This window comes from Streptomyces sp. NPDC001530 (assembly GCF_042894545.1).
In the GTDB taxonomy this organism is placed as follows: Bacteria; Actinomycetota; Actinomycetes; order Streptomycetales; family Streptomycetaceae; genus Streptomyces.
This window is the reverse complement of record NZ_JBIAVS010000032.1, coordinates 39,981-61,448: the sequence shown is the minus strand read 5'-3', so window position 1 is coordinate 61,448 and position 21,468 is coordinate 39,981. Positions and strand designations below refer to the sequence as shown.

Below are 21,468 nucleotides of genomic sequence, written 5' to 3'. Positions count from 1 at the left end.
GGTGGTCAGGCGACGGGCGGAACGGTGACGGCGGCGCCGCCGCCCAGGGAGGACTCGACGACGGCCTGGATGATCTCCATGGTTCGCAGCGCGTCGGCGAAGGTGGCGCAGGCCGGCAGCGGGTCGGTGGTGCCCGCGACCTGGTCGAGGAAGGCCCGGGCCTGGTAGGTGAAGTTGTCGGCGTTGCTGGCGCCCACGCCCGGCGCCTCCATCGGGACCCCGCCCGCGAAGTAGGGCAGCTGCGGGCCGGCGATGATCTGACGGGCGCCGCGGGTACGGGCGGCGGGCTGGGCGTCGTCGAAGAGGTACTCGGCGGGCCGGTGTTGGTCGAACGCGGCCCGGCCGCCGACGCCCAGGACGTCGAAGGAGAGCCCGTTGGGCAGGCCGAAGCCGGTGCGCGTCACCGAGAAGGTGCCGACGAGACCGGATTCGAAGCGGGCGGTGAAGGACGCGGTGTCCTCGTTCTCGACCTCGCCGACCTCGTCGGAGACGGGGGCCGCGTTGTGTCCGACGACAGCGCCCAGCGGCAGCGGCCGCTTGGAGATCTGCGTCGACAAACTGGCACCGGAGACCGCCGCGATGGGCCCGGCGACGTACTCGGCGACGTCGATGATGTGCGAGCCGACGTCCCCGAGCGCGCCGGAGCCGAGGTCGCCCTTGAACCGCCAGCTCAGCGGCCCCTTCGGGTCGGTCGCGTAGTCGCACCAGTACCGGCCGCTGAACAGGGTGAGATCGCCCAGCTCGCCGTTGCGTACGTGGTCGCGGATCGCGGCGATGCCGGGGGAACGGCGGAAGGTGTACCCGACGGCGGTCACGACGTCGGCGCTGCGCTCCAACTCGGCCATGGCGCGCGCGTCCTCGAGCGAACCGGCCAGCGGCTTCTCGCACAGCACGTGCTTGCCCGCGGTGACCAGCGCCGCCGCGATCGGGCGGTGCAACGCGTTGCCGACGACGATGCTGACGGCGTCGATCGTCGGGTCCTCGACAACGGCCTCCCAGCTCGGGAGCGCCTTCTCGTATCCGTAGCGGCGGGCGGCGTCCTCACCGAGTTCGACGTTGGCGTCGGCTATCGCGGCCAGCCGGACCGGCGGCAGACCGGCACCGAAGACCGTGTTGACGTTGCGGTAGCCGGCGGCGTGGCTGCGGCCGGCCATGCCGGCTCCGATCACCGCGACGGAGAGGGGCTTGGCGGACGTGGTCATGGTGGTGCCTTTCAAAAGGACACGTGGGGGTGTCAGTTGGAGGTGGGGAAGTTGAAGCCGGCGGTCGGCTGCTGGGCGGGTTGCGGCCAGCGGGTGGTGACGACCTTGGGGCGGGTGTAGAAGCGGATGCCTTCGGGGCTGTGGATGGGGGAGTCGCCGATGAGGGAGTCCTTCCAGCCGCCGAAGGAGTAGTACGACATCGGCACGGGCACCGGCACGTTGATCTCGTCGACCGAGGTGGCGTGCGGGACGTCCGCGCCGAGGCTGGAGGCGTTGGCGGCGAGGTCGACGGGCAGGACGTCGCCGTCGAGAAGGCCCGAATCGCCGTGCCGGTAGCGGTATTTGGTGCCGAACCGCTGCGAGCCGAGGGACTCGGACAGCGCGCCGATGGCGGCGAAGCCGTGGTTTTGGACGAGGACGATGATGACCTTCAGGCCCTCGGAGACCATGGTGACGATCTCCTGAGCCATCATCAGATACGAGCCGACGCCGACCAGGACGACGACCTCGCGGGAAGGGTCGGCCATCTTGGCGCCGAGGCCGGCGGCGACTTCGTAGCGCATGCAGGAGTAGGCGTACTCGACGTGGTAGGCCTTGGGATCCCGGGCCCGCCACAGCTGTTGCAGGTCACCCGGCATGGAGCCGGCCGCGTTGATGACGACGGCGCGGTCGTCGAGGACGTCGTTGAGCGCGCCGAGGATCTCGGTCTGGGCGGGCAGGGGAGTGTGGCCGAGGCTGAAGCACCCGTCCTCGATCTCCCTTGTGCGGCCGATGAGTTGACGGGTGTGCGCCCGGTACTCCGCTGAGACCTTCCAGTTCACCAGCGGCCCCCGCGAGCGCCTCGATGCCGAGGCGTGCGTCGGCGACCAGTGGCTCCGCCGAGTGCTTGACGGCGTCCAGGCGGGCCACGTTGAGGTTGACGAAGGTGACGTCCGGGTTGGCGAAGACGGTGTGGCTGGCGGTGGTGAAGTCGCTGTACCGGGTGCCGATACCGAGCACGGCGTCGGCCTCGCGGGCCAGTTCGTTGGCCGCGTAGGAGCCGATGCCGCCTGCCGCGCAGGGGTGGTCCCACGGGACGGCGCCCTTGCCGGCGGGCGGCCACTGCGGCCACGGCCACCACGGGGGCGATTCTGCGGGGGCGGGGAAGAGACGTGCGGTTCATGCGTGCACCTCACTGTGCAACTGGGAGGGGAAGGTGGTTCGGCGGCCGCCGGGTGGGCCGGGAAGGGTGCGACGGCCTCGGTCGGGGCGCGGTAAGGGAGGGGAGAGCTGGTCGAATCCGTGGTGCGGCCGTGTCGCCTGCGCCTTGTGGGCGTCGGCGACAGTGACCGGACGGATTCGGCGCGCCGAAAGATGCCGGATGTCGGTGCCGCGGTCCTGAGCTGACTTGGTTGGAACAACAGGACAATTTAAAGCGCTTTAAGTCCTGGTACTATCGGCCTCGTTTCGTGAGGGTGTCAAGGGTGTTGCGCGAGGAGATTTCCGCGGGGAGGCGCTGGTGGACGACGTCGGTTCCGCACGTCACCGGAACCGCACGGGCAAGCGCCCCCGGCTGGAGGACGTGGCCGCACGCGTAGGTGTGTCGACGGCGTCGGTGTCCCTGTTACTGCGCGGGGTGCCCGGCCCGAGCGAACGCACCCGGCGGCGCGTCCTGAAGGCGGCCGCCGACCTCGGCTACCAAGTGGACCGCATCGCGAGCATGCTGGCCAGCAGACGTACCCGGCTGCTCGGCGTCATGGTCGACGTCCACAGTCCGTTCCACGCCGAACTGGTCGAGCACCTGCACGCGGCCGCCGAGGAGGTCGGCCACGACCTCGTGCTCAGCACCCAGACCCGCATCCGCGACGAGCACACCGCCGTCGAGACGCTGTTGGCCTTCCGTAGCGAGGCCCTGATCCTGCTCGGTCCGACCGCCCCGGCGGACACCCTTGCCGCCCTCGACCGCAAGTCCCCGGTGATTGCCGTCGGCCGCCGGATCGCCGACGCCGGCCTGGACGTCGTGCGCACGGCGGACGACGACGGAGTGGGCAGATCGTCGACCACCTCGCGGGTCTCGGCCATCGCGCGATCGTCTACGTGGACGGCGGCAAGGGGGGCATCGCCACCGACCGACGCCGCGGCTACCGCACCGCCATGCGCCGTCAGGCCTGGACGACCACGTCCGGGTCCTCGCCGGAGACCGCACCGAAGCGGCCGGCGAGCGCGCCGTCCGACATCTCCTCGACGGCGCCGAACTGCCCACCGCGGTCATCGCGTTCAACGACCAGTGCGCCATCGGCGTCCTGGCCGCCCTCTCCCGCGCCGGTGTCGCCGTCCCGGGCAAGGTGTCCGTGGCCGGCCTACGACGACGACACGCTCTCCCGGCTGAGCTGCTTCAACCTGACCACCGTCAGCCAGAGCGCCCGGGAACAGGCCCGGCACGCGGTGACCGCCGCCGTCGAACGCCTCGACGAGGATCGCATCGAACCCCGCGAGGTCGTCCTCACCCCGCGCCTCGTCCTTCGCGGCACCACGGCCGAACCTGCCTGACAGGTGCAGCGAAGTGCTGCCCGCAAGCGCATGGCGTGCGTCCCAGGTTCGGCGTTCCTCGCCCTGTCGGCGACCGCCTCGGCGCTCGGAGTCATCCCCGCCGGGGCCGTCGCCCTCCTCCTGGACGTGGACGGCATCATGAACTCCGGTTCGTCGTGACCACTCCCCAGTGCCTGAGGCAGGAATGTGAGTTTGCGCTCACATCGGCGATGAGCTCACGTTCACAGACGCGACATGGCGAGTCAAGCCCCCGTGCGCGCACTCCGCGCGACGGCGAGCCGAGCGGTCAGCGGTCTTCCGGCGTGCTGAGGAGGTAGGAGATGGTCGCCGTCTGCAGCCGGCTGCGCAGTTCGTTCCACGGCAGCGGGCGCTCGGACTCCAAGAACTCGCCCTGGGTGACCCGGTGCGCCAGCGTGGCGTAGGTCAGGCGGTAGGCGAAGTCCAGCGCGGCCGCGCGGTCCGGATGCGCGATGGCTACGTGGTCCAGGGCCGCGGCGAAGCGGCGGTTGCCCTCGACGCTGACCCGTGAGCCCTCGGCCCGCACCGCTTCGTGCCGGACGCCGAGCAGCAGGAAGACGCGCAACAGGGCCTCGTGCGACTGAAACGCGTCGGTGAGCGCGCCGACGGCCTCGGCGATCGCCACGGCCGGATCGCGCAGGATGCGCAGCCGTTCCACGGATGAGCGCCGGGCGATCTCGGTCAGGAGGTTGTCGGTGAAGGCGTGCTGGATCGCCAGCAGCAGCCCCTCCTTGTCACCGAACCGGCGATAGACGGACCCGACCGCCATGCCGGCCCGCTCGGCGACGGCGGCCACGGTCAGCGCCTCTACCCCGCCCTGTTCGAGCAGCGCGTACCCGGCCTGAAGGATGTCCTGCTGCGAACGGCGGCTGCGTTCCTGGAGGGCGGCAGGTCGGCGGGCTGTGGGCTCGGTCACTCGCGCATTTTATCGACGGGGCTCTTGACGTCCACGTTGCGGGCATGTGAACCTCGGCTCACATTGAATGTGAATCCAAGCTCACATATTTGAAGCTGCGACTCGACGCCATCTGCGTCCCATCCTTCCCACCTCACCCCTCGCCCTGGCGAGGGCCGTTTCCGGAGGTGCTCCATGGCTCCGCTCTACGACATCGCCGTCGTCGGCTACGGACCGACCGGACTCACCGCCGCGTCCCTGCTGGGCCGGCTCGGCCACCGGGTCGTGGTCTGCGAACGCTGGCCCGGCCTGTATGGGCTGCCCCGCCTCACCCACATCGACGACGAGACCGCCCGCACCATCCAGGCGGCCGCCGACATCGACGAAGCGCTGCACGACTCGTCCCTTTGCCAGTACGTGTGGGTCAACGGCAAGGGCGAGACCCTCGTGCGCATCCCGGCGACACCCGAGGGCTCGATGGGGTATCCGGACCACATCTCCATGTACCAGCCGGACGTGGAGAGCGCGATCGACAAGCGGCTGCGCGGCTACGGCACGGTCGACGTCCGTCAGGGCTGGGCGGTCACCGGCCTCGATCAGGACGCCGACGGCGTCACACTGCGCCTGCGCGGCTGGAACTCCGATGCGATCAGCGCCGACGGACCGCACGATCAGGTCCGGGCCCGCTATGTGATCGCCGCCGACGGCAGCCGCAGCGGGCTCCGGGAACTGCTCGGCGTGGAGCGTCAGGATTTCGGCTTCAACGAGCAGTGGGTCAACGTCGACACCGAGTGGCTGCGCCCCCAGCCCGCGGAGTTCGCGTACGGCACCCAGTACTGCGATCCCGCGCGCGGGCACATGACCATCAACATCGGCCACACCCGTCAGCGCTTCGAGTTCGCCCTGCTGCCGGGCGAGACCCGCGAGGAGATGACCGCCCCGGAGACCGCCTGGCGCCTCCTGCGCGACTACCACGACCTGGGCCCCGACGACGTGCGGATCACCCGCCGGCTCGTCTACGGCTTCGAGGCCCGCATCGCCACCCGGTGGCGGGCCGGCCGGGTCTTCCTGACCGGCGACGCCGCCCACACCATGCCCCCGTACCTCGGCCAGGGCGCGTGCAGCGGCATACGCGACTCCACCAACCTCGCCTGGAAACTCCACCTCGTCCTCGGTGGCCAGGCACCGGACGCGCTCCTGGACACCTACGAGGCCGAGCGCCGCCCGCACGTCACCGCCATCACCCATGCGGCGATCGGCCTGGGCAAGGTCGCCAACACGCACGACACCGAGGTCGCGGCCGCCCGGGACGCGGCCTTCCTCGCGGGCAAGGTGCCCCTGCCGCCTCCGTTCCCGCCGCTGAGCGACGGAGTACTGCGACCGGGAACCGACGCGCCGGTCGGCACGCTCACCCCGCAAGGGCGGATCCGTCTGGCCGACGGGCGCAGTGGACGCTTCGACGACCTGACCGGATACGGCTTCGCCCTGGTCACCGCCGAGGACCCGACCACCGCCCTCGGCCCGGAGCGGCTCGCCCTGCTCCAGCGCCTGGGCTGCGCCGTGGTCGCCCTCGATACCGTCGACGACCTCGGCGGACGCCACCGGGAGTATCTCCAGCGGCTCGACGCGGTCGCGTATCTGGCGCGCCCCGACTTCGTGCTGTTCGGCACGGCGGCCGACAGCAGGGACCTCGGCGCGTTGGTGGACGACCTTCGGGCCGCGTTGTCCGGAACGGTCGAGGCGGTCGCCGTATGACCACCGGGAACCCTGAGATGTCGGCTCCGCTGTCGCCCTTGGTGGCGGCCCAGCACCGGGCGATGCCCTTCACCCGGCTCGCCGACTGCGGCATGGACCCCGCCGACGCCCGCCGCCTGCTCGCCGCCACCGCGGAGGCGAGGCCATGGCAGGACGCAGCGGAAGCTCTGGCGGAGGGGCAGTTGGAGCGAGCACGTCTCGCGGAGGGGGCGGGCCACCGCACGACCGCCCGGCAGGCGTACCGGTTCGCTTCCGCAGCCCTGATGTTCGCGCAGATGGCCTACCAGACAGACACGCCGCGGAAACGGGAGTTGTACGCCCGGCACACCGCCGCGACCACCGCCCTGGCACCCCACGTGGAGCGCGTGGAGATCCCTTACCGCGAAGGCGTCCTCGGCGGCTGGCTGTGCCTGCCGCCGGACGGCGCGGCCCGGGCCACCGTCATCGTGTGGGGCGGGCTCAGCGGCTGGGGAGCCGCGTATCTGCCCGTCGCCGACGCGTACACCGCGCGCGGCCTGGCCTGTCTGCTCGCGGAAGGACCCGGTCAGGGCGAATCCCGGCTGCGGCACGGGCTGTACGTCGACGAGCGCGTCACCGAAGGCTTCGCCCGTTTCGTCGACCTGGTCGAGGCCGATCCCCGTCTCGGCGGTGCCATCGGTGTCCAGGGCGTCAGCTTCGGCGGCCTGTTCGCCGCCCACCTGGCCGCCGCCGACCCGCGCGTCGGCGCGGTGATGGTGAACGGCGCCCCGGCAGCCCCCACAGTCCCGGAATTCCGCACGGCCCGTGAGCAGATGGCCGCCGTGGTCGGCAGCGACGACCCGAACCGGGTGGCCGAGGTCATGGACAGCCTGCGCTTCGACCCGGACAAGCACCGCATCACCTGCCCGCTGCTCCTGCTGCACGGCGGCCAGGACCCCCTCGCCCGCTACGAGGACCAGGAGCCCTTCCTGCGCGCCGCGGACCCTGCCGCCGCTACCGTCCGCATCTGGCCCGACGGCGAGCACACCCTGTACAACCATGCGGCCGAACGCGACGCGTACGCCGGAGACTGGTTCATGGACCACCTCGTCGGCCAGGACATCCCGAGCAGGTAGGAACACCCATGGACTTCACCGTCGAGACCGCCACCGACGCGGTCGTGGACAGCTTTCGACAGACCAAGGACCGGCGGCTGCGCGAGGTGATGGAGAGCCTGACCCGCCATCTGCACGCCTTCGTACGGGACATCGAACCGACGATGGAGGAGTGGGAGGCCGCGATCGGCTTCCTCACGGCCGTCGGCCAGACATGCGACCACACCCGGCAGGAGTTCATCCTGCTCTCCGACGTCCTGGGCGTCTCCATGCTCGTCGAGACCATGAACGGGACCATGAACGGGACCGAGACGGGAACCGAGAGCACCGTCCTCGGCCCCTTCCACATGACCGAGTCCCCCCGCCGTGAACTCGGCGACTCCATCGACCTCCTCGGCACCGGCCGCCCGTGCGTGGTCTCCGGCCAGGTGCTCGCGGCCGACGGCACCCCGCTGCCGGGCGCCGAACTCGACGTGTGGCAGTGCAACGAGGACGGCTTCTACGATGTGCAGCAGCCCGACGTCCAGCCGCCGGGCAACGGCCGCGGACTCTTCCGTACGGACGTCGAGGGCCGCTTCTGGTTCCGCACCGTCGTCCCCTCCCACTACCCGATCCCCACCGACGGTCCCGTCGGCCGCCTGCTCGACGCCACCGGCAGGCACCCCTACCGGCCCGCCCACATTCACTTCATCGCGAGCGCCGACAGCCATCGACCGGTCACCACCCACGCGTTCGTCGACGACAGCCCGTACATCGACTCCGACGCCGTCTTCGCGGTCAAGCAGGGCCTGATCACCGACTTCACCGAGTCGTACGACGAGCAGGGGGCCGAGCGCTTCGGCGTGACCGTACCCTTCACACACGCCAGGTTCGACATCGTCCTGGCGCCGGAACCGGAGACGACGTGATGACCCTCCAGCAGCCCTCCTTCACCTACGAAGCCCAGCCCATGCGGGTGGTCTTCGGAGTCGGCAGCCTGGGCCAACTTCCCCAGGAGGCAGAGCGGTTGGGCCTCCGCCGACTGCTGGTGCTGTCCACGCCGGGTCAGTGTGTTCTCGCCGAGCACGCCGCCGGCCTGCTCGGCGACGCATGCGTCGGGCTGTTCACCGAGGCCCGGATGCACGTGCCGGTCGAGGTCGCCGAAGCGGCCCGCATGGCCGCGCGCGACACCGGCGCGGACGGCTGCCTGGCCATCGGCGGCGGCTCCACGATCGGTCTGGGCAAGGCGATCGCCCTGGAGTCCGGCCTGCCCGTGATCACTGTGCCGACCACCTACGCGGGCTCCGAGATGACCCCCGTCTGGGGACTCACCGAGCACGGGCGCAAGCGCACCGGCCGCGACCGGGCCGTCCTGCCCCGCAGCGTGGTCTACGACCCCGAACTCACCCTCCGCCTGCCCGTGGACGTGTCGGTGACCAGCGCCTTCAACGCCATCGCCCATGCCGTGGAAGCCCTGTACGCGCCCGACGCCTCACCGATCGTGTCCCTGATGGCCGAGGAAGGAGTGCGCTCGCTGGCCACCGCCCTGCCGATCATCGCCGCCGACGCTCTGGACCTCGAGGCCCGGACGGACGCGCTGCGCGGGGCATGGCTGTGCGGGGCGTGCCTGGGCGCCACGACCATGTCGCTCCACCACAAGCTCTGCCACATCCTCGGCGGCACCTTCGACCTGCCCCACGCCGCCACCCACACCGTGCTGCTCCCGTACGTCGCCGCCTTCAACCTTCCCGCGGCACCGGCCGCCGAGCAGGCCCTCCGCCGAGCCCTGGCCACGGACGACGTACCCAAGCACCTGGCGCACGCGGCTGCGGACCTTGGCGCCCCGTGCTCCCTGGCCGAACTGGGCCTGACCGAGCGCGACTTCGACGAGATCACCGCCCAGGCGCAGGCCCAGCCCTACGCCAACCCACGGCCGGTCACCGAAGAAGCCCTCCGCTCCCTCCTCACGGACGCCCTGAACGGAAACCTTGTGCCCTGACCGGGAAGGCGCCTCTTCGGCCAGGGAGCGGTCAGCGCAGAGGCCGGCCGCAGGTCCGCCGGCCATGGCCGCGGTGACGGCTCGGTCGAGGACCACGATGGGGTTGCGGGTCATCCGCTCCAGCAAGCCATACAGGGCGAGGGTCCGTGGCCAGTCCGGTTCCTGAGCGTGCCGGGCCTGACCGTGGACGGCCGCAATCGTCTTCTGCAATGGGCGGCGCACGCTCCTGTTCGGGCGGCCGGACGCACCGAGCCGCCTTCGGCCGTCTTGACCGTCGTCCGCCCGCACAGAGCCGGAATGCCGCCGTCAGGCGCGCGCCACTGTGCTGTACCGGCCGAAGCCGGTGCTGTGCCCGGTAGCGCCGTCCGAGGACCGCCGACAGGGCGCTCTCCACTTTCGCTCGTGCGCCACCGCCGAGGGGTCGTTGGCTGACTGCCGCTGGGCGCGGTGGCGACGCGTGGGGAGGGCTGAGGGCGGCGCCGAAGATCGGCATGTGGCGTGCCGTTGGCTGAGAAAAACGCTTGGACTGGGCGGGCGCCGTCGCGGGACACTGCCATTCCTGGCCTGCCCGACCGCACGTTGGCGTCGCCGCGAGCCGCGCGGGGGCTCCGTCGTCGTGGCCCGCATGTCGGAGGACGACCCGAGCGAGCGCGCTCACTCGAACCGAAGCTCCGCACGGTCATTGAGGCAACAGCGGCTCCCTGAGAAGTACGTGGCGGGCTGCCGTACGACAACACGGGGTGGGGGATGGGATCGCCTGAATCGCGCGAGGTCTCGCCGGGGAAGGGCCCGGTGCTCCTCGCACTTCGTTATTACGGACGGGAGTTAGCCCGGCTACGCCGGCTGACGGTGCCCGCGATGCTGCTGCCGGCGCTGGGCAACATCGGGATCAACTACATCGCGCCGCTGGTCGTCGCGAAGCTCGTCGGCCGCATCGCCGGCGACGCGGGTATCGCCATCGGCTCGACGCTGCCGTACGTCCTCGGCTTCGCCGGTGTCCTGTTGCTCGCGGAGGTGCTGTGGCGCATCGGGCTGCACTGCCTGAACCGCCTCGACGCGCTCGGCATCGAGCACCTGTACGTCATCGGCATGGACGAGCTGTTCGCCAAGGACGCCGCGTTCTTCCACGACAACTTCGCCGGGTCGCTGACCAAGCGGGTCCTCAGCTTCGCCTCCCGCTTCGAGGAGTTCGTCGACACGCTGACGTTCAACGTCCTGGGCAGCCTCGTGCCGCTGGTGTTCGGATCGGTGGTGCTGTGGCGCTATGAACCGCTGCTCGTAGTCGGGCTGTTGGCGATGATCGCGCTGACGGCGCTGTGCGTGGTGCCTCTCATCCGTCGCCGTCAGGCGCTCGTCGACCAGCGTGAGGAGGCGATCGCCCGGGTGTCGGGCCACGTCGCCGACAGCCTGATGAACATGGACACGGTCCGGGCGTTCGCGGCCGAGGAACGCGAGGCCGCCGAGCACCGGTCCCGCGTCGCGGCGTCGCGGCGGCTCATGTTGAGGTCGTGGGACTACGGCAACCTGCGCATCGACACGCTGGTCGCGCCGATGTCCGTACTGACCAACGCACTGGGCCTGCTGCTCGCGGTCGCGCTCGGCGGGGGCGGGCACGGCGTGGAAGCGGTCGTCGTCGCCTTCACGTACTACTCCAACGCGACGCGGATCATGTTCGAGTTCAACCAGATCTACCGCCGGCTGGAGAGCTCGATGACGGAGGCCGCACAGTTCACCGAACTGCTGCTGAAGCCGCCGACCGTGCTCGACCCGGCGTCGCCGGAGCCGCTGCTGTCGCGGGGCGCCGACGTCCGCTTCGAGCGGGTGACCTTCGCCCACGCGGGCGCGGAGCCGCTCTTCGAGGGCCTCGAACTGGCTGTGCCCAGCGGGGCGAAGATCGGTCTCGTCGGCCGGTCCGGCGGCGGCAAGACCACGCTCAGTCGGCTCCTGCTGCGGATGACGGACATCGACGCCGGCCGGATCCTGATCGGAGGCCAGGACATCAGCAAGCTGCGCCAGGCCGACCTGCGCAGCCTGATCGCCTACGTGCCGCAGGACCCGGCGATGTTCCACCGCACGCTGCGGGACAACATCGCGTTCGCCCGGCCGGACGCCACCGACGCCGAGATCCGCCGCGCGGCCGAGGCGGCGCACGTCACGGAGTTCGCCGACGCGCTGCCGGACGGCTTCGACACGATGGTGGGCGAGCGCGGGATCAAGCTGTCCGGCGGACAGCGCCAGCGGGTCGCCCTCGCCAGGGCGATCCTGCGCGACGCGCCGATCCTGCTGCTCGACGAGGCGACCAGCGCCCTGGATTCCGAGAGCGAGATCCTCGTCCAGAAGGCGCTGTGGCGGCTCATGGAGGGGCGGACGGCGCTCGTGGTGGCGCACCGGCTGAGTACGGTCGCCGGCATGGACCAGCTCGTCGTCCTCGACCGCGGCCGGATCGTCGAGCAGGGCACGCACCAGGAGCTGCTCGCGTCGGACGGCGCCTACGCGAAGTTGTGGCAGCACCAGTCGGGCGGCTTCCTGGACGACAGCCCCGCGCGGGCCGATCTGCACTGAGCGCGAGGCCGCCCCGCCGCGCGGTACAGCTGATGCCCCGACAGGGGCGACCGTTTCCGGCAGGCGGCGCATGCGGTGCGCCGCCTGCCGGACCGGCTTGGCCGTTACTGCTGGGCTGCGCGGCGGCGGCGTACGACCAGGACGGCGCCCGTGCCGGCGACGACGGCGGCGACCGCCGCGCCCGCGAGGGGCAGGGTGGAACCGGAACCGGTGTTGGCCAGGTCCCCACCCGTGGTGGCGGAGCCCGACGAACCGGTCACCGAAGAACCACCCGTGGTGGAGGAACCACCCGTGGAACCGGAACCGCCGGCGGACGTGGTGCCGGAGCCCCCGGTGGACGAGGTGCCGGAGCCTCCGGTGGACGACGTCGAGCCGCCGCTCCCCGTCGAGCCACCACCCGTCGACCCGCCGCCGGCGACGTCGAGCTGGATGTCGGCCGTGTCGTTCGCCTTGTTCTTGTCGAACGGCCGGGACTCGTCGGCGAGGGCCACCGAGCCCTTGGCCCCCGGCACAGCCTTGTCGATCTTCAGCTTGAAGGTGTAGGTCTCGCCGTCGCCTTCGTCGACCCAGGACTGGCTGGTGCCGCAGCTGTAGCTTCCGGATCCCACGCTCTTGCAGTACCCGTGGGCCTTGGTCACCGTCGTACCGGCGGGCATCTTGACGAGAACCCGGGTCGGCGCGGTGCCCAAGTCCCGCAGCATCCAGCCCGGCCCGGCGTTGGTGAACTTCACTTCCAGGGGCACCGTTTCGCCGACGCGGCCCTTCAGCTGCGCTCCTGTCACCTGGAAGTCTGCCGTGTTCGTCGCGGTCACCTTCGCAGTGACCGCGTCCCAGTCGGGGTGGGTGGAGTTGTTGGGGTCGGCCGGGGTGGCGTCGGGCCGCTCCACCAGCTTCACCGCGGGGCCGGTTCCGCGCACGGGCTCCGGACCACCGTCCCCGGGGACGATGACGGAGGTGGAGACCACCACGCGAAGCCTGTCGTACAGCGCGTGGTCGAGAGCGTTCAGCGTCAGCGCCTTCTCGGGCGCGTAGACGACGCCGGGTTTCACCGGCTGGTCGAACTCGCAGACCGCGTCGGAGTAGCTCGGGGCCTCGTCGACGGAACTGAGCTCGTAGCGCAGGCAGTTGGAGGGCAGCTCGGTGTGGCTCAGCCCGCGCGTGACCGAGTACGACAGCCAGATCTTGTCGACCGACTCGGCGCCCGTGTTCGTGAAGGTGGCCGGCACCTCGAAGCTGCTGCCCGGCTTCACCCCGTCGATCGGGGCGATCTGTCCCAGAACCAGTCCGGGGCCGGAGCCGTCGGCGACGGCGGGCGAGGCGCCCAGCGCGATGAGCGCGACGGCGCCGATCGCACCGGCGGTCTTGCGGAGCACGGGAAGGCCAGGAGCCGTTTCGAGCATGGAGGTCCCTCTGAGTGAATCGTCGGCGACGGATGGGCGAACTGCGAGGGAACGTCAGTTCCCGCACGTGAGACCCCCGCCGCGATCAAAGGGTTGTACCGTGACGGATTTCCGTTGTCGTGATGCTGTGAAGAATGTGCGCAGGCGGGAGCTTGCTCGCCCGAGCTGCTGTGCCCCGGGTCCGCGACAGCTCGGACCATATGGCCGCACTCGGTGTGGTCGCCCTATTTGTGGGCCACGGCCTCACCGTAAGTGTTTTCGGCGTAACCCTCGGAATATGGCTTATTTAATCTCTGAATGGCTGAATCCAGTGTCATTGCCGCGCCTTATTGGGCGCGTGCTTCCATGATGTGACGTTTCGGCAGCGACGGGGTGTCCCGACGGCTCGCGCGATAGATATAGCACGGCATGTGGCGTGCCGGAACGCGATCCTCCGTTCTCCATGCGGACGAGTGGAAGCCATTCGGTTCGGTTTGTTGGTAAGTCACCCCGGAAAAGTAACCTCGCGACGGGTTGGGGATAGGTCGTGCGAATATTTGGATTTCGCACCAAGAAATCGTCTCGGGGTCATGGATCACAAGAATTTGGAAGACCACTTAGGTGAGTTCGGTATCGTCGATCGAGCAATTCGCGAATCCCAGGAAGAGATGCGGCGGGAGCTGTCCTGGGATGTGATCGCCAGTCACCGGGAGCGTCTGATGCGGCTGGTCCGCCGGCGGCTTCCGAATGCCCAGGACGCGGAGGACTGCGTACAGGAAGCGATGCTGAGGGCGGCCGCCCACGGCAATCTGGACCACGAGCGGATCGGTCCCTTTCTGACCACGGTGGCCCTGCGCCTGTGCGTCGACCACTATCGCGAACTGGAGCGCAGGCGGCGGTTGTTGCGCCGCGCGGCGGACGTGGGTGCCCCCGAGACACCGGACGAGGGCGTGTGCGACCAGGACTTCGGGCGCTGGCTGCTCCGCCAGGTCAACCTGCTGCGGGGCCGCGAGCGCCAGGTCGTGCTCGCCCGTGCCCATGGAATCTCCACGCTGGAATTCGCGCGCATACACCAGATCTCGGTGAAGGTGGCCGAAGGCGCGTTCACGCGGGGGCGGGCACGGTTGCGGCTCGTCTGCGCGAAGGCCCTGGACGGCGCCGCGGCATAACGGATTTCCGTTCTCTTCCCGCGGGCGATGCGTGTTCCCGTGGGTTTCAAAACGGCTCCCGAATTCCGGGAGTGCAGGTGAACAGCGAGAGCGAAAGGGTATCTTCCGTGGGCAAAAACAATACCCAGGACACCATCAAGGATTTCATCGGCGATATCGCCGACAGCACCAAGAAGGCGTTCGACGAGATTCTCGACCGGATCGGCGACGACAGTCATTCCGGGGACTGGCTCAACCCGGTGAACCCGTATCAGGCGCTCAATGGCCTGCCGGGCGACGTCCTGAGGACGGTCAGCGCGCTGTCCGCCCTCGGCGGCGTGGCCAATCCCGTGGCCGCGCTCGCGAACGCCGCCAACGCCGCGGCCGGAGTCGGCGCGGCGAATCCGCTGGCCGCGCTCGCCGGTGGTGCCCCCAACCCCCTGGCCGCGCTCACGGGCGGGGCGCCCAACCCGCTCGCGGCGATCGCCGGGGGAGGGGCGAACCCGCTGGCCGCCCTCAGCGTGGCCACCGGGTAGGTGCCGCCGAGCACACGGGAGACGGTGCACGCCGACACATCCGCACGGGTCGCGACGTCCCGGACCGTCGAGGCATCGCGCTGGGACGAGGTCGCCGCCTTCTTGCCCACCGTTGGGCCCGTGGGAGCAGGGCCGGGACCGGCTTCGACGGCACGGCCGCCGGCCGAGCCGTCGAAACCGGTCGTACCTCGGTCAGGAGGACTGGCGGGTGAAGCGCGCGGTGATCGTGACGAAGGTCAGCGGCTTCAGCATGTTGGCCTGGTTCCAGGTCATGCCGAAGTCCTTGCGGTCCACCGGGATGTCGGCGGTGAGGGTGACCGCGTCCGCCGAGACCTCGGACGCCTCCGCGGTGAAGGAGAGCTCACGGCTCACGCCGATGATGGTCAGGTCGCCGGTGACCCGGGCGGTTCCGTTGCCGACCGGGGTGACGTCGGTGGCGGTGAAGACGAGCGAAGGGTGCTTGTCGACGTCGAAGAAGTCCGCGCCGCGCAGGTGGGTGTCGCGCTTGGCGTTCTTGGTGTCCAGGGAGGCGGCGTCGATCGTCACGCTGCCGTGCGCACCACCCCCGGCGAGCACCTCGCCGTCGCCGCTGACCTTGGTGAAGACGCCCTTGACGTTGACCAGGCCCCAGAACGTCTTGTGCTGGATACGGACTGCGGTGCCCGCCGGGTCGAGGGTCCAACGACCGGCGGCGACATCCGCGAGCGAGCCGGAGTGGGGGGAGTTCGAGGTGGTGTTGGACATGGTCGTCCGTGCCTTTCGTGAGCGGTAAGGGGAGCCGGAGGCGATTCGGGCGCTGGAGCGGGCCGTCGGCGGTGCGGGGAATCAATTGAAGAATCAATACACCGCTGGCTATTACATTGGTAGCTATTAGGTAGTTAGCGAGATAATAGCGAGGCGGGGTATCCTCGGCAAGTGGCCGGGACTCGGAACCGGGTGGGCCAGGACGTGGGAACGGACGACGGGAGCCGGCGCATGGGGGAGTCCCAGCGGTCAGTGGAGCGGGTCGAGTGCCCCAGCGCGGCGGACCAGTGCCCGAGCGCGGAGGAGACCGACCTGTTGCAGCGCTGGAACGCGCTGGCGACGGGATTTCGGGAGCTCACCGACGAACTGCTCGCCGAGGCACAGCGGGAGGTCGGCCTGCCGCCCTCGTCGCTCGAAGTGCTCTGCTTCCTGGTCGCCTCGCCGGATCAGGCCGCCCCCATGCGGCTGCTCGCCCAGACGCTCGGCTTCTCCACGGCGGGGACGACCGGTGTGGTCGACCGGCTGGCCGACGCCGGGCTCGTCGAGCGCCGCCCGTCGAGTTCGGACCGCAGGGTGACGTACGCCGTGCTGACGCCGCTCGGCCGGGAGACCGCCACCACCGCGGCCAAGGTGTTCGCCGACGCGGTGCGCCGCCGCGTCGTGGAACCGCTGGGTGAGGAGGGCTTCGTGTCCTTCACCCGCGCCTTCGTCACCCTCGGCATCGTGGACATGGACGAGGCCTGTCCCGAGCCTGCGGAGTCGAGCTGACGCCTGTTCCTCTGCGGGATCGCGGACGAACGGGTCTGTGCGCCGATGCAACAGGCCCGTGTGAACGCCTGGTTGGCCCGTACGGCTGCCGACGGAGGCTTCGGCGGCCGGGATCTGAGCGCTATGGCGGAGTTCCTGAGGCCGGGCGGTGCGGAGTTGTTCAGGTCCGGCAGTGCGACGTTCCGTACGTCGGGCGGACCTGGTGTTCCCGAGCCCTGCTAGGCCTTGAGCTGGGTCAGGCCTTGAAGCCGACTGCGCCGTACAGGGAGACGGGCCCGTCACCGATCGGGGTCTCGTCCTCCGCGAGTTCGGGATGCCAGTCCTTCACGGACACGATCCCCGGCTCGACCAGGTCGAGTCCCTTGAAGAAGCGGCTCACTTCGGCGTGCGAGCGGCCCACGAGGGTCACGCCTCCCTTCCCGTACATCTCGATGCCCCGCCGCACGTTCTCCGGCTCGAAGTCGGCGGTCATCGCGGACAGGACCAGGCAGCTGCCCGGCGCCAGCGCGTCGACCAGGGTGTCCACCAGCTCGTAGGCGCCGCTCTCGTCGGCGATGAAGTGCAGCAATGCGATGAGCGACAAGGCTATGGGCCGATCGAAGTCGAGGACGCGCCCCGCCTCTTCCAGGATCTTGCCCGGCTCGCGCGCGTCCGCCTGGATGTACTCCGTCACGCCCTCGGGGGTCCCGCGCAACAGGGCCTCGGCGTGTGCGAGGACGATCGGGTCGTTGTCGACGTACACCACCCGCGCGTCCGGAGCGGTGAGCTGCGCGATCTGGTGGAGGTTCGGCTCCGTGGGAATGCCGGCGCCGACGTCGAGGAACTGGCGGATGCCCGCCTTCCGGACGAGGTGGCGTGTGGCCCGCCGCATGAACCAGCGGTTGCTGCGCGCCGCCCGCTTGGCGCCGGGATCGATCGACGTGATGTGCTGCCCGAGCTGCTCGTCGACCGGGTAGTTGTCCTTTCCGCCCAGGTACCAGTCGTACACCCGCGCCGGATGCGGCTTGCTGGTGTCGATCCGGTGTGCGGCGGACTCGGTCCCCGTCATGCGGCAACTCCTCTGCTCGGACTGGCCAGTTCGCCTCACCGACGTGTGATCGACAAGACATGCGAGCAGTCTGCCATCCGTGCACGCCGCCGGCCGCGCCGGATATGGACACGGGAGGCTCTGTCCGAGCTGTGGTGTGCGGGCCCGCGCCGCGTGGGGTTCACCGACGCGCTGACAATGGGCCGGAGCATGAAGGTCCTCTCAATCGGGAGCTGCGGGCGTGCCACGGAGCCCGAGTCCGGCGGGGATTCGAGGAGGGCCGGGGCACCCGGCGGAGTGCAGGGGCCACCTGGCGAGACGCTCCTTACGCGGCGAGATGCATGGACATAGCATCGGTCCCCGCATGAACACGATGACGCTCTGGCACATATCCATCTGGGAGTTCGCCGCTCTCGCCGCCGCGGCTCTGCTCGTCGGCTTCTCCAAGACCGCCGTGAGCGGGGCCAACACGGTCAGCCTGGCGATCTTCGCCGCCGTGCTGCCCGCCCGCGCCTCGACCGGTGTCCTCCTGCCCATCCTGATCGTCGGGGACGTGCTCGCCGTCCTCACCTACCGACGGCACGCCCACTGGCCCACGCTGTGGCGGCTGTTCCCCGCGGTCGCCGGGGGTGTCGTCTTCGGCACGCTGTTCCTGATGTGGGCCGACGACGGGGACGTGCGGACCTCGATCGGCGCGATCCTGCTGCTGATGGCGGCGGTCACCATGTGGCGCCGCCGGGCCGCCCAGGACGAGGAACCCGACTCGGTGGTGACACGCACGGGCCGGATCAAGGCCCGTTCGTACGGCGTGCTCGGCGGCTTCACGACGATGGTCGCCAACGCGGGCGGCCCGGTGATGTCGATGTATCTCCTGTCGGCGGGCTTCAGGAAACTGGGCTTCCTCGGCACGTCGGCCTTCTTCTTCCTGATCGTCAATGCGTCGAAGGTGCCGTTCAGTGTGGGACTCGGCCTGATCGACGGCCACTCGCTGTTGCTGGACGCGGCGTTGGCGCTGTTCGTCGTGCCGGGGGCGTTCATCGGCAAATGGGCTGTGAACCGAATCAACCAGCTGCTTTTCGAGCGGCTGGTGATCGCGGCGACAGTGGTGGGCGGAGTGCAGCTGCTGCTGCGCTGACCGCTACCGGGAAGCGGCGGCGTCCAGCAGGGCGGGGAGATCCGCGAACGAGTCCAGGACGTGGTCCGGCTCGCCGCTCGCCGCCCGATGAGTCTCCGGCAGGTATTTGCCGGTCTTGACGAGGACACCGGTGATTCCCGCGCGCTGCGCCGCGAGGACGTCCGACTCGATGTCGTCGCCGACCATCAGTGCCTCGTCGGGACCGACCCCTAGACGCGCCAGCGCCGTCTCGAAGAACGCGGGCGCCGGCTTGCCGGTGATCTCCGCCTCGGTGCGGGCCGCCCGCTCCAGGCCGATCAGGAACGCGCCGGTGTCGAGTTGCAGCCCCTGGTCGGTGCGCCAGTACAGGTTGCGGTGCATAGCGATCAGCCGGGCGCCCCGCTGGAGGTGGCCGAAGGCCCGGTTGAGCGCGGCGTAACCGAACTCGGGACCGGCGCCGCCTACGACCACGACATCCGGGACGGTGTCCTTGTCGCCCCCCGTGTCGCCGTTGGTCTCGCCTTCGATGCCGCCTTCGATACGGTCTTCGATGTCGCCTTCGTCGATCAGCGTGACGCCCGCGAGGTCCTCACGGATGTCACCGCTGTTCAGCAGGGAGCACCGGGCGCCCGGATGACGCTCGGCGAGATACGCGGCGGTGACGGCGGGGGCGGTGAGGATGTCCTCGGCGTCCACGGGGAAGCCGGCTTCGCCCAGGGTCGCGGCGATCGACGCGCGCGTACGGGACGTCGTGTTGGTGACCAGGGCGACACCGAGCCCGGACGCACGGATCTGCCGCAGCGCCTCGACCGCGCCGGGCAGCGGTTTCCACGAGACCGTGAGCACACCATCGATGTCGATCAGGACCGCGCGAACCGACTCCATGTCCGGACGATACCGATCTGCGGCGGCCTCACGCATGCGCTCCGACGTCCCGCGCCGACAGCTCACCCTGCCGGACCCGCCGTACGCCGGTCGCGTCGCCCCGCAGGGCGCTGACCAGGTCACATGGCCCGGTGGCCGAGGGGAAGACCCACCGGCCCCTCGACGTACTCACCAGTCGCTCCCCGGGGCGGGACCCGGCGCTCCGCTCCTCAACCCTCCCCGTACGCTCGACCCCATGCCCCCCATGTCCCCCCACGTCCTGGTCCTCGGCGGCACCACCGAGGCACGCGAACTCGCCGCCGCGCTGGCGGCGCGTCCCGGTGTGCGGGTGACGACGTCCCTCGCGGGGCGGGTGTCCCGGCCGGGGGGGCTTGACGGGGACGTACGGATCGGGGGATTCGGCGGGGCGGAAGGGCTGGCCCAGTGGCTGCGCGAGCATGGCGTGGATGCCGTGGTGGACGCGACGCACCCGTTCGCCTCGGGCATCACGGCGAACGCCGCGCGGGCCGCGGCGGCGACCGGAGTCCCGGCCGTGGTGCTGCGCCGCCCGGGCTGGCGCCCCGGCCCCGGCGACCGCTGGCACTCGGCAGCCTCCCTCACCGAGGCCGCCGCGCTGCTCCCGGCGTTGGGCCGCCGCGTCTTCCTCACCACGGGCCGTCTGGGCCTGGCCGCCTTCGCGGATCTCGCCGAACTCCACTTCCTCCTGCGTTCGGTGGAGCCCCCAGAGCCGCCGCTGCCCCCCGACGCCGAAGTACTGCTGGCACGCGGCCCGTTCACGGTGGACGGCGAGCGGGCCCTGCTGCACGAGCACCGCATCGACGTCCTGGTGACCAAGGACAGCGGAGGAGCCGCCACGGCGGCCAAACTCACGGCCGCCCGTGACCTGGGCCTCCCCGTGCTCGTCGTCCGCCGCCCACCACTCCCGGATGACGTGACCGCGGTACCGGACGTCTCATCGGCCCTGGCCCAGCTGGACCTCAGCCCGCGCTGACAGTCGCCCGGATGCGTTCGACGGCCCGCAACACCTCGTCCCGGTTCTTGGCACTCTTGATCCACACCGGCAGTCGGGCGACCACCGTCATCTTCTGCCCGATGTCGTACCAGGGCGCCCGTTCCCGCAGCGAGGCGGCGACGAACTGCCGGAGGAATGCGAGGTGTTCGAGGTTGTAGGCCCACAGCCAGCCGTGCCGGGTCTCGGTCTGGAGCCACAGGGGGGCGCGGAAGTAAGGGTCCAGGGCAGGGCCGACGGAACTCCGCCACAGAGAGACGCGCTCGCTGTCCGTCTGCCGCGAGAGCCCGCAGCCATGGCAGGTCAGCCGCCGTGGCGCGCGAAAACACGGCCGAGTGCCCTGTCCCTCCCCGTCCGGCACCGGCCGTACGTGAGCGATCCGCTCGCACCTCGGGCAGCGCACCACGATCGACTCGGTGAAGTCGTACTTGGTGTGCCGCGGGTCGCGGAACCGGGCGGGAGCGGGGGATCGGGGCTTGGCCATCGCAGCAGTATGGCAACGGCGGGCGGCGGCGAGCATGGGGTTTTCCCTGGTGGGCCAGGGATGCCTCGCTCGTTCCGATGAGCCCGTCGTACGGGAGGCCGGCTCTGGAATCCGGGTGGGGAGGCCGCTGGTCATTTCTTCGACCAGGAGGTGGCTGGTACGTCGGTAGCGTGACCAGTGCAGGCGGTGCTCGTTGCTGGGGCCGTGGGGCCGGGGCCGCCATGGCGAGGGTGATGTGCCGGCGCCAGGCCCGGTAGAGCCTCACCTGGTAGTGGTCCAGGCCGCACTCGCCCTTGGCGATCTGGAAGCACTCCTCCACCTGCCATCGCGCCCCCGCGGTCTTGACCAGGTCCTTCAGACGC

19 protein-coding genes and 4 pseudogenes are annotated in these 21,468 nt (G+C 70.3%); 13 read left to right on the top strand and 10 right to left on the bottom strand.

The annotated features are described in order from the left end of the window. Positions 1–5: 5 nt before the first annotated feature. Both ACFY0T_RS44080 and ACFY0T_RS44075 read right to left on the bottom strand, forming a co-directional pair. A complete protein-coding gene (locus ACFY0T_RS44080) occupies positions 6–1,202 on the bottom strand; it encodes a Gfo/Idh/MocA family protein (RefSeq protein WP_388884172.1) in 1,197 nt (398 codons plus the stop codon). A gap of 224 nt (positions 1,203–1,426) precedes the next feature. Next, positions 1,427–2,294: pseudogene (locus ACFY0T_RS44075) on the bottom strand (thiamine pyrophosphate-dependent enzyme); the annotation flags it as partial. A gap of 406 nt (positions 2,295–2,700) precedes the next feature. On the opposite strand from ACFY0T_RS44075, the pseudogene ACFY0T_RS44070 reads away from it, so the two are divergent. From ACFY0T_RS44070 to ACFY0T_RS44060, 3 genes and pseudogenes are all read left to right on the top strand, one after another. Beyond that, positions 2,701–3,180 (top strand): annotated as a pseudogene (locus ACFY0T_RS44070) (LacI family DNA-binding transcriptional regulator); the annotation flags it as partial. Next, positions 3,161–3,731 (top strand): annotated as a pseudogene (locus tag ACFY0T_RS44065) (substrate-binding domain-containing protein). The pseudogenes ACFY0T_RS44070 and ACFY0T_RS44065, both read left to right, overlap by 20 nt. Positions 3,732–3,761: 30 nt before the next feature. Next, positions 3,762–3,890, top strand: a complete 129-nt coding sequence (locus tag ACFY0T_RS44060) for a hypothetical protein (RefSeq protein WP_388884201.1) — start codon at positions 3,762–3,764, stop codon at positions 3,888–3,890. 127 nt (positions 3,891–4,017) lie between these two features. Here ACFY0T_RS44060 and ACFY0T_RS44055 read toward each other — a convergent pair whose 3' ends face one another. Next, the gene (locus ACFY0T_RS44055; protein ID WP_388884171.1) at positions 4,018–4,665 is read right to left on the bottom strand and encodes a TetR/AcrR family transcriptional regulator; all 648 of its coding nucleotides are present in this window, start codon (positions 4,663–4,665) and stop codon (positions 4,018–4,020) included. 174 nt (positions 4,666–4,839) lie between these two features. On the opposite strand from ACFY0T_RS44055, the gene ACFY0T_RS44050 reads away from it, so the two are divergent. The 5 genes from ACFY0T_RS44050 (at position 4,840) to ACFY0T_RS44030 (ending at position 12,012) form a co-directional block, all read left to right on the top strand. Next, positions 4,840–6,399 carry a bifunctional 3-(3-hydroxy-phenyl)propionate/3-hydroxycinnamic acid hydroxylase gene (locus ACFY0T_RS44050; RefSeq protein WP_388884170.1) on the top strand — a complete coding sequence of 520 codons (1,560 nt, stop codon included), beginning with the start codon at positions 4,840–4,842 and terminating at the stop codon, positions 6,397–6,399. Beyond that, positions 6,396–7,493, top strand: coding sequence for an alpha/beta hydrolase family protein (locus tag ACFY0T_RS44045; RefSeq protein ID WP_388884169.1), 1,098 nt, complete (start codon positions 6,396–6,398; stop codon positions 7,491–7,493). Before ACFY0T_RS44050 ends, ACFY0T_RS44045 begins: the two co-directional genes overlap by 4 nt. 8 nt (positions 7,494–7,501) lie before the next feature. After that, complete coding sequence (locus ACFY0T_RS44040) at positions 7,502–8,380, top strand: dioxygenase (protein ID WP_388884168.1); 879 nt, start codon at positions 7,502–7,504, stop codon at positions 8,378–8,380. Continuing rightward, a complete protein-coding gene (locus tag ACFY0T_RS44035; RefSeq protein ID WP_388884167.1) occupies positions 8,380–9,450 on the top strand; it encodes a maleylacetate reductase in 1,071 nt (356 codons plus the stop codon). The genes ACFY0T_RS44040 and ACFY0T_RS44035 overlap by 1 nt, the downstream gene beginning before the upstream one ends. Positions 9,451–10,197: 747 nt before the next feature. Next, on the top strand, positions 10,198–12,012 hold the full coding sequence (locus ACFY0T_RS44030) for an ABC transporter ATP-binding protein (protein ID WP_388884166.1): 1,815 nt from the start codon (positions 10,198–10,200) through the stop codon (positions 12,010–12,012). Positions 12,013–12,116: 104 nt separating this feature from the next. Here the strand turns inward: ACFY0T_RS44030 and ACFY0T_RS44025 are convergent, their stop codons facing one another. Next, positions 12,117–13,412, bottom strand: coding sequence for a hypothetical protein (locus tag ACFY0T_RS44025; protein ID WP_388884165.1), 1,296 nt, complete (start codon positions 13,410–13,412; stop codon positions 12,117–12,119). Positions 13,413–13,981: 569 nt separating this feature from the next. On the opposite strand from ACFY0T_RS44025, the gene ACFY0T_RS44020 reads away from it, so the two are divergent. Both ACFY0T_RS44020 and ACFY0T_RS44015 read left to right on the top strand, forming a co-directional pair. After that, the gene (locus ACFY0T_RS44020) at positions 13,982–14,560 is read left to right on the top strand and encodes an RNA polymerase sigma factor (RefSeq protein ID WP_388884164.1); all 579 of its coding nucleotides are present in this window, start codon (positions 13,982–13,984) and stop codon (positions 14,558–14,560) included. Between the two features lie 77 nt (positions 14,561–14,637). Continuing rightward, entirely contained in the window at positions 14,638–15,075 is a 438-nt protein-coding gene (locus ACFY0T_RS44015; RefSeq protein WP_388884163.1) for a hypothetical protein, read from the top strand. Between the two features lie 192 nt (positions 15,076–15,267). Here the strand turns inward: ACFY0T_RS44015 and ACFY0T_RS44010 are convergent, their stop codons facing one another. After that, the gene (locus ACFY0T_RS44010) at positions 15,268–15,819 is read right to left on the bottom strand and encodes a YceI family protein (protein ID WP_388884162.1); all 552 of its coding nucleotides are present in this window, start codon (positions 15,817–15,819) and stop codon (positions 15,268–15,270) included. 171 nt (positions 15,820–15,990) lie between these two features. On the opposite strand from ACFY0T_RS44010, the gene ACFY0T_RS44005 reads away from it, so the two are divergent. Then, positions 15,991–16,587, top strand: coding sequence for a MarR family winged helix-turn-helix transcriptional regulator (locus ACFY0T_RS44005; RefSeq protein ID WP_388884161.1), 597 nt, complete (start codon positions 15,991–15,993; stop codon positions 16,585–16,587). Positions 16,588–16,822: 235 nt separating this feature from the next. Here ACFY0T_RS44005 and ACFY0T_RS44000 read toward each other — a convergent pair whose 3' ends face one another. Then, positions 16,823–17,635 carry an SAM-dependent methyltransferase gene (locus tag ACFY0T_RS44000; protein ID WP_388884160.1) on the bottom strand — a complete coding sequence of 271 codons (813 nt, stop codon included), beginning with the start codon at positions 17,633–17,635 and terminating at the stop codon, positions 16,823–16,825. A gap of 343 nt (positions 17,636–17,978) precedes the next feature. On the opposite strand from ACFY0T_RS44000, the gene ACFY0T_RS43995 reads away from it, so the two are divergent. Beyond that, a complete protein-coding gene (locus ACFY0T_RS43995) occupies positions 17,979–18,749 on the top strand; it encodes a sulfite exporter TauE/SafE family protein (protein ID WP_388884159.1) in 771 nt (256 codons plus the stop codon). 3 nt (positions 18,750–18,752) lie between these two features. Here the strand turns inward: ACFY0T_RS43995 and ACFY0T_RS43990 are convergent, their stop codons facing one another. Further along, the gene (locus tag ACFY0T_RS43990) at positions 18,753–19,613 is read right to left on the bottom strand and encodes an HAD-IIA family hydrolase (RefSeq protein WP_388884158.1); all 861 of its coding nucleotides are present in this window, start codon (positions 19,611–19,613) and stop codon (positions 18,753–18,755) included. A 28-nt stretch (positions 19,614–19,641) separates the two neighbouring features. Continuing rightward, on the bottom strand, positions 19,642–19,785 hold the full coding sequence (locus ACFY0T_RS43985) for a hypothetical protein (RefSeq protein ID WP_388884157.1): 144 nt from the start codon (positions 19,783–19,785) through the stop codon (positions 19,642–19,644). Between the two features lie 72 nt (positions 19,786–19,857). Between ACFY0T_RS43985 and ACFY0T_RS43980 the strand changes: the two genes are divergently transcribed. Beyond that, complete coding sequence (locus ACFY0T_RS43980; protein ID WP_388884198.1) at positions 19,858–20,604, top strand: cobalt-precorrin-6A reductase; 747 nt, start codon at positions 19,858–19,860, stop codon at positions 20,602–20,604. On the opposite strand, the gene ACFY0T_RS43975 is transcribed toward ACFY0T_RS43980, so the two are convergent. After that, complete coding sequence (locus ACFY0T_RS43975; protein WP_388884156.1) at positions 20,591–21,106, bottom strand: hypothetical protein; 516 nt, start codon at positions 21,104–21,106, stop codon at positions 20,591–20,593. The genes ACFY0T_RS43980 and ACFY0T_RS43975 overlap by 14 nt on opposite strands. A 208-nt stretch (positions 21,107–21,314) precedes the next feature. Then, a pseudogene (locus ACFY0T_RS43970) lies at positions 21,315–21,449 on the bottom strand (IS701 family transposase); the annotation flags it as partial. Between the last annotated feature and the right edge of the window lie 19 nt (positions 21,450–21,468).